The following is a 16,696-nucleotide window of genomic DNA, read 5'->3' as shown; positions in this document are numbered from 1 at the left end:
TTTTTGGGCAAGGAATCGCCATAGACGGCAGGATAAAATTTTTCCATCATTTTGACTGGACATGGCCTTGACAAGGACAAGTGTCCATGTCAGGGACAAAGTGCGATGTGTTCCGCCCCCCTAGTCGCGCAAAAAATAAACCCCATTGACATGGACACCTGTCCATGTATCAATAGGGTGATCACTCTCTCGAAGACGAGAATGCTGATTGTCAGCAGACAAAGGAGTTGGAATTGGTGTCATCAAAACTAGCCACCCCCCTTAGTATTCAAGGTGAAGTTATTTACCCTGATGACAGCGGATTTGATGCCATCGCGAGTATTTGGGACGGCCGTCATTTGCAGCGGCCGTCGCTAATTGCCCGGTGTCTGAGTGCGGGCGACGTTGCAAAGTCCGTCCGCTACGCATGTGACAACGGCCTGGAGATCGCGGTTCGATCCGGTGGCCACAATCCGAATGGCTATGCGACCAACGACGGTGGCATCGTCTTGGACCTCAGACTCATGAACAGCATCCACATCGACACCGCCGGGAGTCGCGCGCGGATCGGGGGTGGCGTAGTCGCTGGCGATCTCGTGAAGGACGCGGCCAAATTCGGTCTAGCGGCAGTCACCGGCATGCATCCTAAGGTCGGGTTCTGTGGACTAGCGCTCAATGGGGGCGTCGGCTTCCTCACCCCCAAATTTGGTCTCGCCAGTGACAATATCTTGGGAGCGACTCTGGTGACCGCAACTGGTGACGTTATCTACTGCTCTGATGATGAACGCCCGGAATTGTTCTGGGCGGTCAGAGGTGCGGGCCCCAACTTCGGTGTCGTCACAGAGGTCGAGGTCCAGCTCTACGAGCTACCGAGGAAGATGCTCGCCGGATTCATTACCTGGGCCCCCTCGGTCAGCGAACTCGCAGGGCTCCTGACATCCCTCCTTGATGCGCTCAATGAAATGGTGGATCACATCTACCCCAGCGTTTTCGTGGGCGTGGACGAAAACAGGGCACCTTCCGTTACGGTATGCGTGGGGCACCTCGGAGGGCTCGATATCGCTGAACGGGACATAGCACGGCTTCGGAGTCTGGGTCGGACGGTGTCCGATTCGATCGCCGTCCGATCATATGACGAGGTAGTGGCTCTTAACGCCGAGGTGGGCAGTTTCGAGGACGGAATGTCCAATCTCTGGATCGACCGGGAGATCGCGATGCCGAACGCTCGTTTCGCCGAAGCGATTGCAGGCAATCTTGACAAGTTTGTTAGTGAACCCGCAAGCGGAGGCTCCGTCAAACTGGAGATCGAGGGAATGCCGTTCGGAAACCCCAAGGGGACGCCCGCTCGACATCGCGATGCGATGGGCGTGCTGGCCCTGGCGGAATGGAGCGGGGCGGCTCCTGGAAGTGAAAAGTACCCCGAGTTGGCACGTGAACTGGACGCCGCGCTCCTTCGCGCAGGCGTGACGACTTCTGGGTTTGGACTGCTAAACAACAACTCAGAGGTCACAGCAGAGATGGTCGCCGAAGTTTATAAGCCGGAAGTTTATTGTCGTCTTGCGGCAGTCAAACGTGAATACGACCCTGAGAACCGTTTTCGTCACAACTACAATATAGATCCCGAGGGATCTTGAAACAGCCCCACCGCCACTGCACTGACTGCGGGTGCTTTGACGGATTAAGAAGAAGTGGGAGCTACGGGAAAACTATGCCGTCTCCTGCGATGCTGAACGCAGTTATACCGCTGGCCATGCACACCATTGAAACGCCCTAGCTAGTGTGATCATTTAAGCGCGAGGAGCGACCTTCACTGAAGGTAAGCCACAGTGCCGGTTAACTTTGCCGTTCAGGCTTCATTACCCCTGGCACGGCCTGCACGGAACGGGCTACCAAAAGCTGTAGCGTTCTGGTATCTGAGCAGCGTCTGACCTTAGAAGCATGGAGAGCCCGGCTGCAGATGTCGCCGTTTCAGATCTGGTGGCTCGTCTTGTGAAAGGGACCGTGCATCAGATCCTGTCTTCTACGACTGACGGCAGGCCTCCATGCGGGTGAGCGGCGGGTAAGCCCTGCCGCCGAATGGCGCGTCGCACTTGAGCTGACTAAACAAAAGCTTTCCCCTCTACATACAGAAGGTGATACCTATGTCTGAGTCCTCGTTAACTCTTCCTGGGCGGAAGGGCCTGCGGGCCCGCGACACCGTTGCTATGTGTACACCCCTCTTGAACGTCGTCTTTGTGGTCGCTGGGTCAACGGCCGGGGCACTCGGCATTTGGGGTGCCGCAGTGGTGTGCATTGTGCTTGCCGTGGTATCACTGTTGCAGAACTATCTTTTTGCAGAAATGGCTGCAATGTTCCCCGGCAAACCAGGTGGGGTCGCTCTGTTCGCAGCGGAAGCCTGGAAACAATTCTCTCCATTGCTTGCATCGGTTGCCGCGTTTGGCTATTGGTGCGGCTGGGGGCTGTCTCTGTCTCTGGCTTCTTTGCAGATCGGCCAAATTGTCACAGCGCAATGGTTCCCCGCAGCCACGAACCTCGACGTTAATCTGGGCATTGCCTCCATAGGCCTACCCCAGATACTGGCGGCAGCAGTGATGATCACGGCCGTGGGTGCCAACCTCTTGGGACTGAACGCCACCGTAAACCTGAATAAAGTGGTCGCCGCGGCCATGGTCTTCGTCCTGGCCGGATTGCTCGTACTGCCGGTGTTCTTCACTGAATGGTCGACTGCGAGCTTCAGCTTTAATCTTCTCGGCGAAGGAAGCAGCGTAGTGTCCGTGCTGGTTTGGATGTACGTGGGTGCTTGGTCGATTTACGGCAGCGAGCTATGCGCCACTTTTGCCCCCGAGTACCGCCGGCCCGTGCGTGATGTCAAGCGTGCGCTCAAGACCATGGCGATGATTTATATTTTGGTCTACGCACTTGTACCGGTAATCACCGCCGGCGCGATTGGGGAGCAGGGAGTCGTCACCGATCCGGTGAACTTCGGTGTCAATTTCTACTCGCAGATGCTCGGTGAGCCCGCCGGCGGAGTAGTAGCGGTCATTCTGGTTGTTGCCACCTTTGCCGCACTCTTGTCTTCTTCGGCGGATGCCTCCCACGCTCTCAAGGGCCTTGCCCAAGAGAAGCTGACCATCAGTCAGCTCGCACACACGAACCGGCGGGGTGCTCCGTCTGGCGCATTGGTCTTCACGCTGGTCGTAAACCTCGTTGTGCTCTTCTTTGTGGGCAACATAGTGGCAATTATTATCGCCGCCAACCTTGGCTACATGATTTCCGTTACCCTTGCCACGGCCGGCTTCCTGATCATGCGCAAAACTCACGCTCACATTCCGCGCCCCATCAAACTGGGACGTTACTGGGTCCCTGTCGCAGTCGCGGTTACAGCTTTCAACGCAACCATCCTCATAGCCGGCGCATTCAATCCGGGTCTTGCCGCCGGTGGCCAGGGATCGGAAATCCTCATCGCCCTCCTCCTACTTCTTCTCGGCGGCCTGTTTTACTGGGTCCGGTGGCGCTTCCAGGCAACTAAAGTTGCTGATTACAAGAGGCACTCGGCCCAATAGTCTGAGCGAAGAAAGACGTCGGCAGAAAGCGGCGCATCCCCATAAGGAGCAAGGGTTATAGTCCTACCCGATCGAGGTATGCATCTACGAGGTTGTCGCAGAGGTCCTTGTGGCGAGGGTCGGATGGGTCGGCAAAGTACTGAAGACTGCATCCATCCATGATCACAATCAGCGCCCTAGCAACGTTTCGAGCAGCTATGGTCTGCTTCTGTCGCTTTGCGGCGGCGACCAGCAGTTTTGAGATTTCCTCTTCGTAGTCGCTGTAAACGGTGCGGGACAGATCACCGTGATGCGGGTTACGCTTCGCCCAGATCCCTATTTCAAATTGGGCCAGGATATTCAACTCGTCTGAAACCATCTGGGCCCAAAACAAGTCCATGACCCGATGCGCGATAGCTCGAACGTCCTCCGAGCCGTCGACCACGCGCGGAATGGACCGGACCAGTTGCTGAAGCAGCTCTGCGGCAGCTGCCTGCATGAGCTCATCTTTGTTCGTGAAGCAAACGTGCACGGCTGCTAGAGAAGCCTTCGCTTCGCTGGCTATCGTTCTTAGGCTGGCACTTTCGACTCCATCCCGCCTAATTACACGAATAGCTGCGTCGATGAGCTGTTGGCGACGATCCACCGTGGAAATACGCAACTTGTCTCCTTGCCCCTGGACTCAGGTCTACTCTAAATGCCGTAGCGGTCCCATGAGGGTAGTCGCCCGGTTGGACCGTTCTGGTTTGGCCTCACAGCAACGCGGATCAGTTGAGGGAAGTAAGCGTTCGGCGTGTAGCGGAGGCGGTGCGGCATCCCAGGTGGCAAGTCCACAAAGACCATTCGGGCTGAACTTCCGGGGTGACCTCACAAGTGAGTGCTAAAAGCCCTGGAAAGCCAGTATCGGGACTCCGCGATTCTGCCCCTGCCTATTGGTGCGCCTGCACCGAAGACGATGGTCAATCCGTATTTGCAAGATGAGGAGCTTTCCGGCCGAATCGTGCGCAGAAAACCGTACACCCCAATCTGACGTAAAGGCCGTCTGACGTGGGAGGACTTTGCCGTTGGGTGAGCGTCTCAGTTGTTCTCGAACTTACGGCCCAGTCACGGCGGGTGACAAGCCCCTGGTTGACCCGACGTTGGCTCATGTAGTCCGAGTCTCTTGGACTGTTGCCCTGTTCTCAGGCCCCTGTCCAGGCCGCTTTCCTGACTCTTCGACTGTCAGGATGAGATCTGAGAACGTCACGGATCATTGTCAGGGAGTCCGGATTTCGCTCTATTCTGACGCGGGGTTGTTCTACTTGTTCGTGGTGACTGTGTGGCGTGGACTTTGCCGTGGCCAGGTCAATGCTCGGCCCGTGGACTCAGTTGGATGCTGCCATGTCGTTGGACTCCGTCGGTGTGCCTGCTCGTGGGGGTCTGGGGATGTGGACGCCGGATGTGCGTTCGATGGCGTGGTCGAGGCGGTCGTCGATGTTTGCTACGAGCCGGACGACCAGGGTCTCGAGTTGGTCGAAGTCTTCTTCGCTCCAGTCGTGGAAGATCAGTTCGTAGGCGGCACTTGAGACTGCGACGATCCGGGCGGCGACTTCCCTGCCCGCAGGGGTGAGGCCCACGACGCTTTGCCTGCCGTCTTCGGGGTCCGGCATCCGTCCAACGAGGCCGGCGACTTCCAGACGCCGGACGATTTTGCTCACGTTTGACCGGCCGGTGCCTATGGCATCGGCCATGTCTGTGGGGCGCGCTGTGGTGCGGTAGATCAACTGGTTCAGCAGCAGGAAGGCGGGCATGTCGTCGGGCAGGGGGAAGCGGCTTTGGGCGAGTATTCCCTCGCGGACTGCGGTGGAGTTCATTGCCGTCACCAGGGCCTGCAAGGCAATCGAGAAGTCAGATCCCCGGCCATGCAGGAGCGGCGCCGAACTCACGTCCACGTCCCGGAGGTCAACACTGGCTTGCGGTCTTCTGGCCATGCCCCCATTATGCCGGTAAGAAGTCCAAACAAAAATGATTGTCCTGAAGACAATGAAGATGTATGGTGATGGAAGTTCCGCGGAAATGAGACGTTTCAAAAACGCGGTATCACCGGCGGTTCCGCCGCTTATCGTCTTCAAAGGAGAAGCTCATGTCTCAACTCGCATCGGCCCGCAAGGCTCGTCCATGGTGGACGGCCGTCGTGTCCGGAATGGCCTCGTACATTGACGCGTCCGCGATTGTCAGTTTCGGAACGGCCATGGTCCTTTATCAGGCCGCGTTGGGTATCACCCCGGGCGAGATTGGTCTCGCCTCCGGAGGCCTGACACTTGGCATCGCCTTCGGTGCCATTGTCGGCGGCCGGCTGGGTGACAGGTTCGGACGCAGGCCGGTCTTCACTGTCACCATGGTCCTCATCATCGGTTCGGCCATCGCCCTAGCCCTGGCGACTTCCTTCCCGATGATCATGATCGCGGCATTGCTCCTCGGTGTTGCCACCGGAGCGGACCTGCCTGTCTCCCTGTCCACGATCTCCGAAGCGGCCTCAGACGAGAACCGCGGGAAACTCATCGGCTTCTCGCACCTGCTCTGGGCCGGCGGCATCATCGTCTGTTCTTTCCTGAGCGCCGGCGTCGCGAGCCTCGGTCAGTTTGGCGCCCAGATTCTCTTCGTCCACATCGCCGCCGTCGCGGCCTTGGTCCTGATCGGCCGCCTGACGATCCCCGAATCGACCGCCTGGATGGTCGCCCGCGATGAACGCCGCCGGGGTATCACCACTGTCCGGGCTGACCGGGCGTCCGTCAAAGACCTGCTGCGTGGCTCCTACCGGGCCCCGTTCCTTGGCTTGCTGGGCTTCTACGCCCTGACCAACCTCGCCGCGAACACCGGCGGCCAGTTCGGCTCCTACCTTCTGGTCAATGCCGGCGGCGTGGACCTGCAGACCGCAACCCTGATCGGCTTGCCCTTCATCCCCTTAGGCATCATCGGTGCGCTGTGGTTCATGAAGATCGCCGACTCGCCCAAACGGTTCACCTACTTCACCATCGGCGCCATCTGCTGGGTCGCCTCCCAACTGGTTTACGTCTTCTTCGGCATCAGTCTGCTCACGGCCATCATTGCCGGGCTCATCGGACTGATCGGCACCACGTTCGCGTTCGAGGGAATCATGAAGGTATGGACCCAGGAGCAATTCCCCACCCTGCTGCGCACCACAGCCCAGGGCACCATCATCGCCGTCGCCCGGTTGCTGGCCGCGGTACTGGCCACCGCAACCCCGCTCCTGGTGGCGCTCAGCCCAAACCTCTTCTATCTCTTCCTGGCCGTGGTGATCGCCGCCGGTTGCGGCATCGCCTGGAAGGTCTTCCGGACCCGTGACCGACACGATGAATTCAACAGCGAAGTACAACAGGATATGACACCCGTAGCATGAACACCCACACCCACACACCCACAGGATCACCAGCCGTGAAGTTCACTAGCCGGGCCGGGGCGTTCATCTCCGCGCCAGACACCACAGGCCAGGCAGCCCCCTATTTCCGCCGGGAGTTTACGGCGGAGCCAGGGCTCGTCCGGGCGACGCTGTCGGTGACAGCCCTCGGCATCGTCGAGCCGTACCTTAACGGCTCCCGCGTCGGGAACGAAGTCCTCGCCCCGGGCTGGACCTCCTACAAGCACCGCGTGATGGTCACTACCACTGATGTGACCTCAGCAGTCCGTCCCGGGCTGAACGCTATGGGTGCGATCGTGGGTGAGGGCTGGGCTGTTGGCCGGCTCGGGTGGGAAGGCCAGCGCCACCTCTACGCCGACCAGCCGGCACTGTTCCTTCAGCTCGTGCTGGACTACGGCGACCACGCCGTGGTCGTTGGCACCGACGAGAGGTTCCTCGTCGGCACTGGGGCGGTCCAGTCGAACAGCATCTACGACGGCGAGACCTACGACGCGCGGCTGGAACCGGACCGCTGGAGCGAACCAGGGTTCGACGACACCGCCTGGACGCACGCCCACCTTGTTGACTGGGACCTCACCACCCTCGAGGAACCGACCGCTCCCCCGATCCGCCGCATCGAAGAACTCGCCCCTGCAACGATCCTGACCAGCCCCTCCGGGAAGGTCATCGCTGACTTCGGCCAGAACATCTCCGGCTGGGTTCGCCTCACCGTCACCGGCGATGCGGGTCAGGAAATCACGATCAGGCATGCGGAGATCCTCACACCCGCCGGGGAGATGGAGACAGAAACGAACCGCACCGCCGAAGCCACCGACCGGTACATCCTGCGCGGCGGCGGCCCCGAAACCTGGGAACCGCGGTTCACGTTCCACGGCTTCCGCTACGCCCAAATCGACGGCTGGCCCGGCGAACTAACCGCTGACTCAATCAGGGCTGTGGTCGTGCACTCCGACATGGTCCGCACCGGCTGGTTCGAAACCTCCAACGACCTCATCAACCAGCTGCATTCGAACGTGGTCTGGTCGATGAGGGACAACTTCGTCGGCGTGCCCACCGACTGCCCGCAACGCGACGAGCGGCTCGGCTGGACCGGTGACATCAACGCCTTCGCCCCCACCGCCGCGTACCTCTACGACGTCCACGGAGTCCTCGGATCCTGGCTACAGGACCTCGCGGCAGAACAAGCAGAAAAGGGCGTCGTCCCCTGGGTCGTCCCCGACGCCCTGTCCCAGCCATCAACACCCACCGCGTTGTGGAGCGATGCCGCGGTCAGCCTCCCCTGGACGCTTTACCAGGAATACGGCGACCCGGACATTCTCCGGACCAGCTATGCCTCGATGACCACCCACACCCGCCAAGTAGCAGGGCTCCTGGATCAGGCCGGGCTCTGGAGTTCCGGTTTCCAGTTCGGTGACTGGCTGGACCCCGACGCCCCGGCGAACAACCCCGCCGCAGCCAAAACAGACCGCCACCTCGTCGCCTCGGCGTTCCTCTGCAAGACAACCCGGGAAATGGCCACCACGGCACGCTTGCTCGGCCACGACCACGACGCTGCCGAATTTAGTGCCCTGGCGACCCGCGTCCGCGAAGCGTTCCGGCACGAGTACGTCACCGGCTCGGGAAGACTGGTCACCGAATCCGCGACCGCCTACGCCCTGGCCATCACCTTCGACATCCTCGATCCCGCCCAGTTAAAGAAGGCCGGTGACCGGCTCGCCGACATCGTCGCCCAGCGCGGATACCGGATCTCCACAGGCTTCGCCGGAACACCCCTCGTGACCGAAGCACTCAGCAGTACCGGCCACCTGGACGCCGCCTACCAGCTCCTCCTGGAGCAAGAATGCCCTTCCTTCCTGTACCCGGTAACCATGGGAGCCACCACCATCTGGGAACGATGGGACTCCGTGCTCCCCGACGGGACCATCAACGCCACTGGCATGACCTCCCTGAACCACTATGCCCTCGGCGCCGTCGCTGACTGGCTCCACCGTGTCGTTGGCGGGCTCCAACGCACCGAACCCGGATACACGCGCGTGCGCATCGCCCCGCAACCGGGCGGTGGAATCACCCGGGCACACACCGCACACGACACCGCCCATGGACGGATCGAGGTGTCCTGGAAAATCCACGACAGCCAGGTCACCGTCGAAACCACCATCCCGCACGGCACCCAAGCCGACGTCGTACTCCCCCTCAAAACACACGACGCCCTGCACACCGTCGGCGAAGGCACCCACACCTGGCAATATCCCGCCCCGGAAGGGCACGACACCGCGACCACGGTCACCATGGACTCGCCCATCCGCGACCTGGCCAAGGACGGGACCATCTGGGAAGCCGTCATGAGCGTCCTCCACCGCTATTTCCCCGGCCTCCCCTTGGACGCCACCGCCCCCGAAGCCGCGGCAATGTCCCTGAACGTCGTCCTCCAACACGTCCCCGGAGTATCCCCCGAACTGGAGCACGACCTCAAAGACGCACTGGCCACAGCCAGCGCCTGAGCCCCAGCACAACTTCCCGTTGATCACCAAACAGCCCAACCACGGAGGGCTGCCAAAGGAGTTCCCATGCACCCGCTCATCGCGGAAATGACCCTTGAAGAAAAAGCAGGGCTCGTTTCCGGGGCTTCGTTCTGGACCACACGCCCCGTCGACAGGCTGGGTGTTCCTGCAGCCACGATCACGGACGGCCCTCACGGTGTCCGGATGCAACGAGAGTCCGCCGACCATCTGGGCCTGAACGCCAGCGAGCCGGCCACCTGCTTCCCCACGGCAAGCTCAACCGGTTCCACCTGGAACCCGGAACTCCTCACAGAGATGGGCGAGGCCCTGGCCGCCGAGAGCCGCGCCCACGGCGTCGATATCCTGCTCGGCCCTGGGGTGAACATCAAACGTTCACCCATGTGTGGCCGTAACTTCGAGTACTTCTCAGAGGACCCGTTCCACGCCGGTGTGATGGGGGCAGCCCTGGTGCGGGGCGTGCAATCCGGGGGTGTCGGCATCTCCTTGAAGCACTTCGCGGCCAACAACCAGGAAACGGACCGGATGCGGGTCGACGCCCAGGTCGACGAACGCACCCTTCGGGAAATCTACTTCCCCGCCTTCGAGCGGACAATCCGGGAATCTGCACCCACGACCGTGATGTGCTCATACAACAAAGTCAACGGCACCTACGCATCACAGAATCACTGGCTCCTCACCGAGATCCTCCGCAACGAGTGGGGCTTCGAGGGCTATGTCGTCTCCGACTGGGGAGCAGTGACAAACCCCGTGGCCGCCGTCGCCGCGGGCCTGGATCTGGAAATGCCCAGCACCGGCGACCGGAGTGTGCAGACAATCGTCGCGGCCGTGACCTCAGGTGCATTGGACGAGGCCGTGCTGGACGCCGCCGTTTCCCGGATCCTCACGGTGCACGAAAGGGTCATCGGCAACCGGGACACCGCACCGAGGGTGGACCTGGACGCCCACCACGCCCTCGCCCGGAGGATCGCAGCGGACGGCACAGTCCTCCTGGCCAACGAAGAACAGTTACTTCCCCTGTCGGCCACTGAGGGCGGATCCATTGCCGTCATCGGGCACTTCGCCACCACACCCCGCTACCAAGGCGCGGGAAGCTCACACGTCAACCCCACCCGCCTCGACGATGCCCTCACCGCGATCCGCGAGGCGACCAGCAGGACCGTACAGTTCGCTCCTGGATTCACTTTTGACGGCGACCACGACGATGAACTGCATGCAGAGGCCATCGCCTTGGCAGAGCAATCCAGTGAGGTCATCCTCTTCCTCGGTCTGCCCCCGAAGGACGAATCCGAGGGTTTCGACCGCACCCATATGCTGCTTCCAGACACCCAACGGTCACTCCTCAGCGCTATCGCACGCGTGAATCCGAGCCTTGTTGTCGTTCTCAGTAACGGAGGAGTCGTCAGCCTCGACGGCATCGCCGGCACGGCACCATCCATCCTTGAGATGTGGCTCGGCGGTCAAGCATCCGGAACAGCAGCCGCTGACCTTCTCTTCGGCACAGCACAGCCAGGCGGGCGCCTCGCCGAAACCATCCCGCACGCCCTGGCCCAGACACCGGCCTTCGTGAACTGGCCCGGTGAGAACGGAGTGGTCAGGTACGGCGAAGGTCTCTTCGTCGGATACCGCTGGTACGACCACACCGAACAGGACGTGGCGTTTCCCTTCGGCTACGGCCTCAGCTACACCACCTTCGAGTACACCGGCATGACCGTGACCGTACCCGACGACACCGAAGCCGCAGCCGTCATCGAAGTCACCGTCACCAACACCGGCGATCGGCCCGGCTCCGACGTGGTCCAAATCTACGTTACTGACAACGAAGCATCCGTCAGCCGGCCCCGCCGGGAGCTCAAAGGCTTCGCGAAAGTTTGGCTGGAACCCGGCGAACAAGCCCAAGTCCGTCTCGACCTGGACGAGCGCGCCTTCGCTTTCTGGGGACCCACAGGATGGACCGTCGAACCGGGGACATTCACTATCCACGCCGGACCCAACTCCCGCGACCTGCCACTCACTGAAGCGATCACACTCAACGTCCCGGAACCCGCAATCGCTTTGGACGCGGGATCAACGCTGCAGGAATGGGCCAACCACCCCACCGGCCTCGCCGCGCTGGAACAAGCCATGATCAGCATGGGACAACCAGCTGACACCCTCACCAACGAAGAATCCCTCCCCCTCTTCGGGTCAATGCCGTTACGCACCATCCTCGGATTCGCTCAACAAGCCCACTCAGCCGACTTCAACGTAGACGAAGCCATCGAGTCCCTTCTCACCGCAGTCAGGACCGCGTAGCCCAACACCTAACAAAGCCCGGCGTCAGGAGCTGCTGCACAAACCAAGCAATCAGCTGAGCCCCTCACCGTTCGGGCTCTGTTTCACGCATAAAGGAGGAAACGATCTTGGAAGCTCCATCAGAGACGTTCCATCACCAACAGCATGACCCTTGGCAGCCGGTAGACGACTGGACAACGTTGGAAGGCGGCCTCGCAGAATTCCATCAACGCGGCCGGATCATTGAGTCCGGCGCAGTAGAAGCCGTCACCAAAGACGGAAACATTCTCTGGCTCCAACAAGACGGTCCCACATGCCGCCGCATGCTCATGAAGCAGGAGGACATCCACGCCCGTTTCATTGCATCAGCTCACGTGCACAACTCCCCCTAGCGATTCGAAGAAGGGCTAGTAGAAGTCCACATGGACCACACTCCAACCTGACGTCAGCTAGTTGGCCGGCTCGCTGTCAGGATAGGGTTCGAAAGCTGGATCCAAGACGTTCCGCACTCCGGGTCTTAGATATCAACCTGACAAGTGGATGCTCGTCAGGAGCGAAGGTTTCCGGCCGGCAGGCGCAATCCCTGCACGGAACATGTCGAGATGCTGGCCGACCGCGGACGGAGATCTTTCCCAAGGCTGGAAAATCACGAACCGTCTGATCGCCCGATATGTGCAACCCGGTTCTGTTCAGTCCGAGGTCCGTGCTGTCTCGGTTCATGCTGAGACCGCGAGAGGCGGGTAGAAAAGGTTGGCGTACCGGGTCATGAAGACCGCCATGGCATCGCGGTTGACCGGTTGCCCGGGGCGAAATGTTCTTGAACCGTCGGCCTCGGTCCAGCCGCTGGAGATTCCAGTGTTGGCCAGCCAGGTTATTTCCTTGTAGAACTGTCGGCCGAGCGCGACGTCGGAAAATGGGCTGCTTTCAGGAGGGATGAACTCGGGCGAACCCTCAGACCTGTACAGGAAAGCGGCGTTCGCGTCCCGGTACACGGGTTGGGCGGGCCGGAAGGTCTTGGAACCGTCCGGTTCCATCCATCCCGAGGAGATGTTCTTGCTTGCCAGCCAAGTGATTTCCTTATAAAACTGCGTTCCTACCGGCACGTCCGTGAAGGGTGAAGATTCGGGAGGTACAAAATCAGGAGACCTTGCCAGCCTGTAGAGGAACGCTGCCATTGCTTCCCGGCTGACAGGTTCCAAGGGCCTGAAAGATCTGCGACCGTTGGGTTCAACCCATCCGGTGGCGATCCCTTGACCAGCCACCCATGAGATTGGCGCATAGAACTGGGACTTTGGAGTGACGTCGATGAATTCTAAGGCCTGGCCTTGAGGATCTGCAGGGGAGACTGTGTGGAAGGAGCCCCGATTCGAGCCTGAGGATAGGTCTTCCGCAGCAGCCAGACCGGCCGAAACAGCGCACCCGGTGACAGCCAAGAGGACGGCAGCAGCAGCCCGGCCTAAAATTACAATCTTCATTCTGACTCTTTCGCCACTGTTGCACGGTAAAAGGCGCTGCCCCAGCGGGTCTCGTCGGGACGAAGGTCCAAATCAGTCGAGGAAAAAGCTACGTAGCGACCATCTGCTGACAGGGTTTTCATTAGGTGCGAATCGTCAGAAGGCAAACCGCTAGGAGTACGCGACACGAGTTGCATGGCCCCAGTTTGCATGTCCCGAACATAAATGTCTTCGCCCTGCTTGGTCGCCCCGCTGAGCATGTCGAGTTCCGCTGTGATGAAGGCTACGTAGCGGCCATCTCCAGAGACCGAGGGGCTCACGGAAAAGCCGTCCACCGAGCTTCCCACTGGCTTTTCGGAAACAAGCCTGGCTTGGCCGGTTTCCATGTCCCGAAGGAACACATTGGGTGTTGAGCTGGTTGAGAACGAATGATAAGCAACGTAGCGACCATCGGCGGATATCGAGGGGCCGCCGGATCCTTTTCCAGGCTGTCCATTTAGCGGTGTGGATACCAAACGCGTTGATCCCAGTGTCGTGTCATGCACGAACACATCGACCACGCCGTTGGTATCACCGGCAACCAGATTCGATGCGGATGAGGAGAATGCAATGAAGCGGCCGTCAGCGGAAATCGAAGGATAATCTGACGAGCCGTTGGCATGTCCACCCGAAGCGGAGGCAGATATTAGACGAGTGGTTCCTGATTTCACGTCGCGAACAAAGACATCCGCCACACCGTTGGAGTCCCCCGCGACCAAATCTGAGGCTGTAGAGAAAAAGGCGACGAACCGGCCGTCACTGGATACTGAGGCGGCTAAGGAACCTCCATTGCCACGGTTTCCTGACGGTGTGGCAGAGACAAGCTGTGTAGAGTCGCCGGTCAGATCGCGAATGTAAATGTCCTGAGTCCCCGGCAGAAATGCATTTGAGAGGTTGGTGGCATCAGACACAAAAGCCACAAATTTGCCATCTGCGGAGATGGCCGGGCCGTCAGATCTCAAATCTCCGGGTTGTCCCTGTGGAGTGGCTGAGACCAGTCGCACGGTCCCCGATGACATGTCCTTCACGAACACGTCGTCCACTGAATTTTCGTCTCCGGACACCAAGCCAGGCACTGCAGAAGTGAAGGCCACAAACTGTCCGTTGCCCGAAATGGAGGGGAGGTAGAAATCCCGGTTTCCGGGGGTGTCGTTTGGAATGAACGAGACTATCTCGACACCGCCGCTTCCCGGGTCTGTGGCCGTGGGTGTGGGTGTCGGCGTGGGGGTGGGTTCCGGGGTCGGGTCCGGGGCTACCACGGGTTTGTTTTCGCAGGGGTTGGAGACGTGGAGTGTCCAGCCTGTGGTGGTGGTATCTTCCCATTCGCCGAGGTTGATTCCCATGATGTTGATGCCTGCTTTAAGGCCCAGGCGCGCCGCGAAGCCCAGTTCGATCGGGCAGGACCATGTAGGGCCGTTCCCGGTGTTGGCTACTTCGATCGCCGCGGAGACGTATGGGCCCGCGCCGAAGGTGATGCCGGCGATCCCGTAAAGCTTGACGGTGGCGTCGAAGTCCAGAGATGCCTTCGCGGTCAGCGAGGCCGAGGCTTTGACGGTGTTTTCCACCCCATGTGAGCCGGGCTTGCTGTTGATCAGGGTGAAGGACCCGTCTTTGTATTTGAATCCGTGATCACTGGAGACTGTCTGGGACGTGGAGAACGCGATCTCTGCTGTCCCGTCAACGGTCAGGTTCGCCGAAACCTCCAGTTTGGTGGTTACCACTACCGGGACCGGTCCGGCCATAAACGTGAATGCAGAGTTCAGCTCCCCCAGCGGCGCGCTGATCTTTCCTACCAGCTGTCCGCCGACCCTGATCGAATGCGAGGCTGTGGTGGAGGGAGTCAGCACAACGGAGGCTTCCTTCAAGCTAAGGAATCCTGTTTCCAGCGCCATCTTCGCTTTCGCGGAAGCCTTGATCTTAGACTCAATGACCAGCGAACCCGTGCCGGTGAGGTTTGGCGACTTCGCTTCGGACCTGAAGGTCTTTTTCCAAGCAAATGACCTCGAATACACGTCCGCGGAAGCCTCAGCGAACGGTTGCGCCAGATCGGGTTTCGTTGCTGTTGGGGCGGCATCGGGTTCCACGGTCACATCGGGTTCGGGGATGAACTCGGAACTGACCGGGGTGCCTGTCACTTCCAGCAGCCCGTCCGTGGAGACAATAGCCTCCGGCAGGGTGGCGGGTTCTGTCTTGACCAGGGTATTTCCACCCGGGTCCCTGACCACCTGCACGACGCGGGCGAGCAGCCCGTCCGGGGTCCCGGTGGTGACACCGGAGACGATCACGTCGTTGGGTCTAATGTCGGTGGCCTGATCCGACGGAAGAACCACTGTGTCCCCGGTGACCAGAGCGGACTCGAGCTGGGTTGGTTCCAGGACCTCGACGTTCGGGGCAACGGTGACGGTGCCCGCTGCCGGGTTGGCCGGGTCGGCCGGTGCTTTCTGGCCCGCGTACCGGTACAGGAACGCGGCCATCGCATCACGGGCGATCCCGTTCAACGGCCGGTACTCCCGCACCCCGCCACCAACATCCCAGCCCGTGGAAATCCCGGACGCGGCCAGCCAGGTGATTTCCTTGTAGAAAAATCCGCCACCGGCAGGCACATCACTGAACGGCGAAACCGCGGGGGCGGTGAAGGCCGGATTGGACGCGTACCGGTAAAGGAACGCGGCCATCGCATCACGGGCAATCGGCGACAGCGGCCGGTACTCACGCTTGCCACCACCAAGGTCCCAGCCGGTGGAAATGTTCTTTGACGCCAGCCAGCTAATCTCCTTGTAGAAGGCAGCACCGGCGGGGACATCGATGAACGGTGAGTCCGCGGGCGGGGTGAACGCAGGAGATCCCGCGTGCCGGTACAGGAACGCTGCCATCGCGTCCCGGGCAATGGACTCCAACGGCCGGTACTGGCGTAACCCGCCACCGGCATCCCAGCCCGTGGAGATTCCTTCACCGGCCAACCACGCAATCTCCGTGGCGAACTGCGAAGATTCCGGGACATCGGCGAAAGAAATGACGTTCTCCACCACCGGATCCGCGGCCGCCGCCGACGGCAACACCAACAACCCTGGTGCGACCACCACCAACACCACAGCAACCAACCACGCCACACCACGACGAAACACCGCAACCCCCACACACCGGTGACACCCTGAGAACACTCAGAAAACCAACTAAAAAGTAACAGTCTCGCTTTTGCAACAGATCGACTGGCTAACGTCGGTGTATTTCCGAATGTGTCGGCGATGCCGCCGGGCTTTCAACCCCTTTCAAAAGTCAAAGCTTCGCCTTTCAAACTGTGGCGAGCTGTGGCTACTGGAGAACTTCGGGACGACTCACCAGACTCATAAGGACTCACCAACCTCCTGCCGATGAGTTCTAGTCGTTGACCATCGCAGCCAACGTCATGGCAAGTCTCGGCGCACTCACCCCGCTAGTGCCCGGCGCCGGAATTGGCGAAGCCCCGGTCAA

At 60.5% G+C, this 16,696-nt stretch carries 10 protein-coding genes; 6 read left to right on the top strand and 4 right to left on the bottom strand.

The window, feature by feature from the left end; translation table 11 throughout:
* Nucleotides 1-236 precede the first annotated feature (236 nt).
* Both A477_RS0119115 and A477_RS0119110 read left to right on the top strand, forming a co-directional pair.
* Nucleotides 237-1,613, top strand: coding sequence for an FAD-binding oxidoreductase (locus A477_RS0119115; protein ID WP_017200494.1), 1,377 nt, complete (start codon nt 237-239; stop codon nt 1,611-1,613).
* 570 nt (nt 1,614-2,183) lie between these two features.
* A complete protein-coding gene (locus tag A477_RS0119110; RefSeq protein ID WP_157367129.1) occupies nt 2,184-3,542 on the top strand; it encodes an APC family permease in 1,359 nt (452 codons plus the stop codon).
* Nucleotides 3,543-3,597: 55 nt separating this feature from the next.
* Here the strand turns inward: A477_RS0119110 and A477_RS0119105 are convergent, their stop codons facing one another.
* Nucleotides 3,598-4,182 (bottom strand): TetR/AcrR family transcriptional regulator, encoded by a 585-nt coding sequence (locus A477_RS0119105; RefSeq protein WP_157367128.1) that lies wholly within the window; start codon nt 4,180-4,182, stop codon nt 3,598-3,600.
* Nucleotides 4,183-4,885: 703 nt separating this feature from the next.
* Nucleotides 4,886-5,491, bottom strand: a complete 606-nt coding sequence (locus tag A477_RS0119100) for a MarR family winged helix-turn-helix transcriptional regulator (RefSeq protein WP_157367127.1) — start codon at nt 5,489-5,491, stop codon at nt 4,886-4,888.
* Between the two features lie 152 nt (nt 5,492-5,643).
* On the opposite strand from A477_RS0119100, the gene A477_RS0119095 reads away from it, so the two are divergent.
* The 4 genes from A477_RS0119095 (at nt 5,644) to A477_RS22555 (ending at nt 12,124) form a co-directional block, all read left to right on the top strand.
* Nucleotides 5,644-6,921 (top strand): MFS transporter, encoded by a 1,278-nt coding sequence (locus tag A477_RS0119095; protein ID WP_017200490.1) that lies wholly within the window; start codon nt 5,644-5,646, stop codon nt 6,919-6,921.
* Nucleotides 6,918-9,440, top strand: a complete 2,523-nt coding sequence (locus A477_RS0119090) for an alpha-L-rhamnosidase (RefSeq protein ID WP_017200489.1) — start codon at nt 6,918-6,920, stop codon at nt 9,438-9,440. The genes A477_RS0119095 and A477_RS0119090 overlap by 4 nt, the downstream gene beginning before the upstream one ends.
* A gap of 66 nt (nt 9,441-9,506) precedes the next feature.
* Complete coding sequence (locus A477_RS0119085; protein ID WP_017200488.1) at nt 9,507-11,753, top strand: glycoside hydrolase family 3 C-terminal domain-containing protein; 2,247 nt, start codon at nt 9,507-9,509, stop codon at nt 11,751-11,753.
* A 107-nt stretch (nt 11,754-11,860) separates the two neighbouring features.
* Entirely contained in the window at nt 11,861-12,124 is a 264-nt protein-coding gene (locus A477_RS22555; protein ID WP_017200487.1) for a hypothetical protein, read from the top strand.
* A gap of 324 nt (nt 12,125-12,448) precedes the next feature.
* Here A477_RS22555 and A477_RS22550 read toward each other — a convergent pair whose 3' ends face one another.
* Both A477_RS22550 and A477_RS22545 read right to left on the bottom strand, forming a co-directional pair.
* Nucleotides 12,449-13,207, bottom strand: coding sequence for an S-layer homology domain-containing protein (locus tag A477_RS22550; protein ID WP_017200486.1), 759 nt, complete (start codon nt 13,205-13,207; stop codon nt 12,449-12,451).
* Nucleotides 13,204-16,350, bottom strand: a complete 3,147-nt coding sequence (locus A477_RS22545; RefSeq protein WP_017200485.1) for an S-layer homology domain-containing protein — start codon at nt 16,348-16,350, stop codon at nt 13,204-13,206. The genes A477_RS22550 and A477_RS22545 overlap by 4 nt, the downstream gene beginning before the upstream one ends.
* Nucleotides 16,351-16,696 lie beyond the last annotated feature (346 nt).

Source organism: Arthrobacter sp. M2012083 (assembly GCF_000281065.1).
Taxonomy (GTDB): domain Bacteria; phylum Actinomycetota; class Actinomycetes; order Actinomycetales; family Micrococcaceae; genus Arthrobacter.
The sequence above is the reverse complement of the archived record's forward strand: the minus strand, read 5'-3'. Positions and strand labels throughout refer to the sequence as shown.

Excerpts from the sequence above, each read along its gene's own strand:
- A477_RS0119110 (WP_157367129.1), top strand. The coding sequence starts at position 2,184 with ATGTGTACACCCCTCTTGAACGTCGTCTTTGTGGTCGCTGGGTCAACG.
- A477_RS0119100 (WP_157367127.1), bottom strand. The coding sequence starts at position 5,491 with ATGGCCAGAAGACCGCAAGCCAGTGTTGACCTCCGGGACGTGGACGTG.
- A477_RS0119095 (WP_017200490.1), top strand. The coding sequence starts at position 5,644 with ATGTCTCAACTCGCATCGGCCCGCAAGGCTCGTCCATGGTGGACGGCC.
- A477_RS0119090 (WP_017200489.1), top strand. The coding sequence starts at position 6,918 with ATGAACACCCACACCCACACACCCACAGGATCACCAGCCGTGAAGTTC.
- A477_RS0119085 (WP_017200488.1), top strand. The coding sequence starts at position 9,507 with ATGCACCCGCTCATCGCGGAAATGACCCTTGAAGAAAAAGCAGGGCTC.
- A477_RS22550 (WP_017200486.1), bottom strand. The coding sequence starts at position 13,207 with ATGAAGATTGTAATTTTAGGCCGGGCTGCTGCTGCCGTCCTCTTGGCT.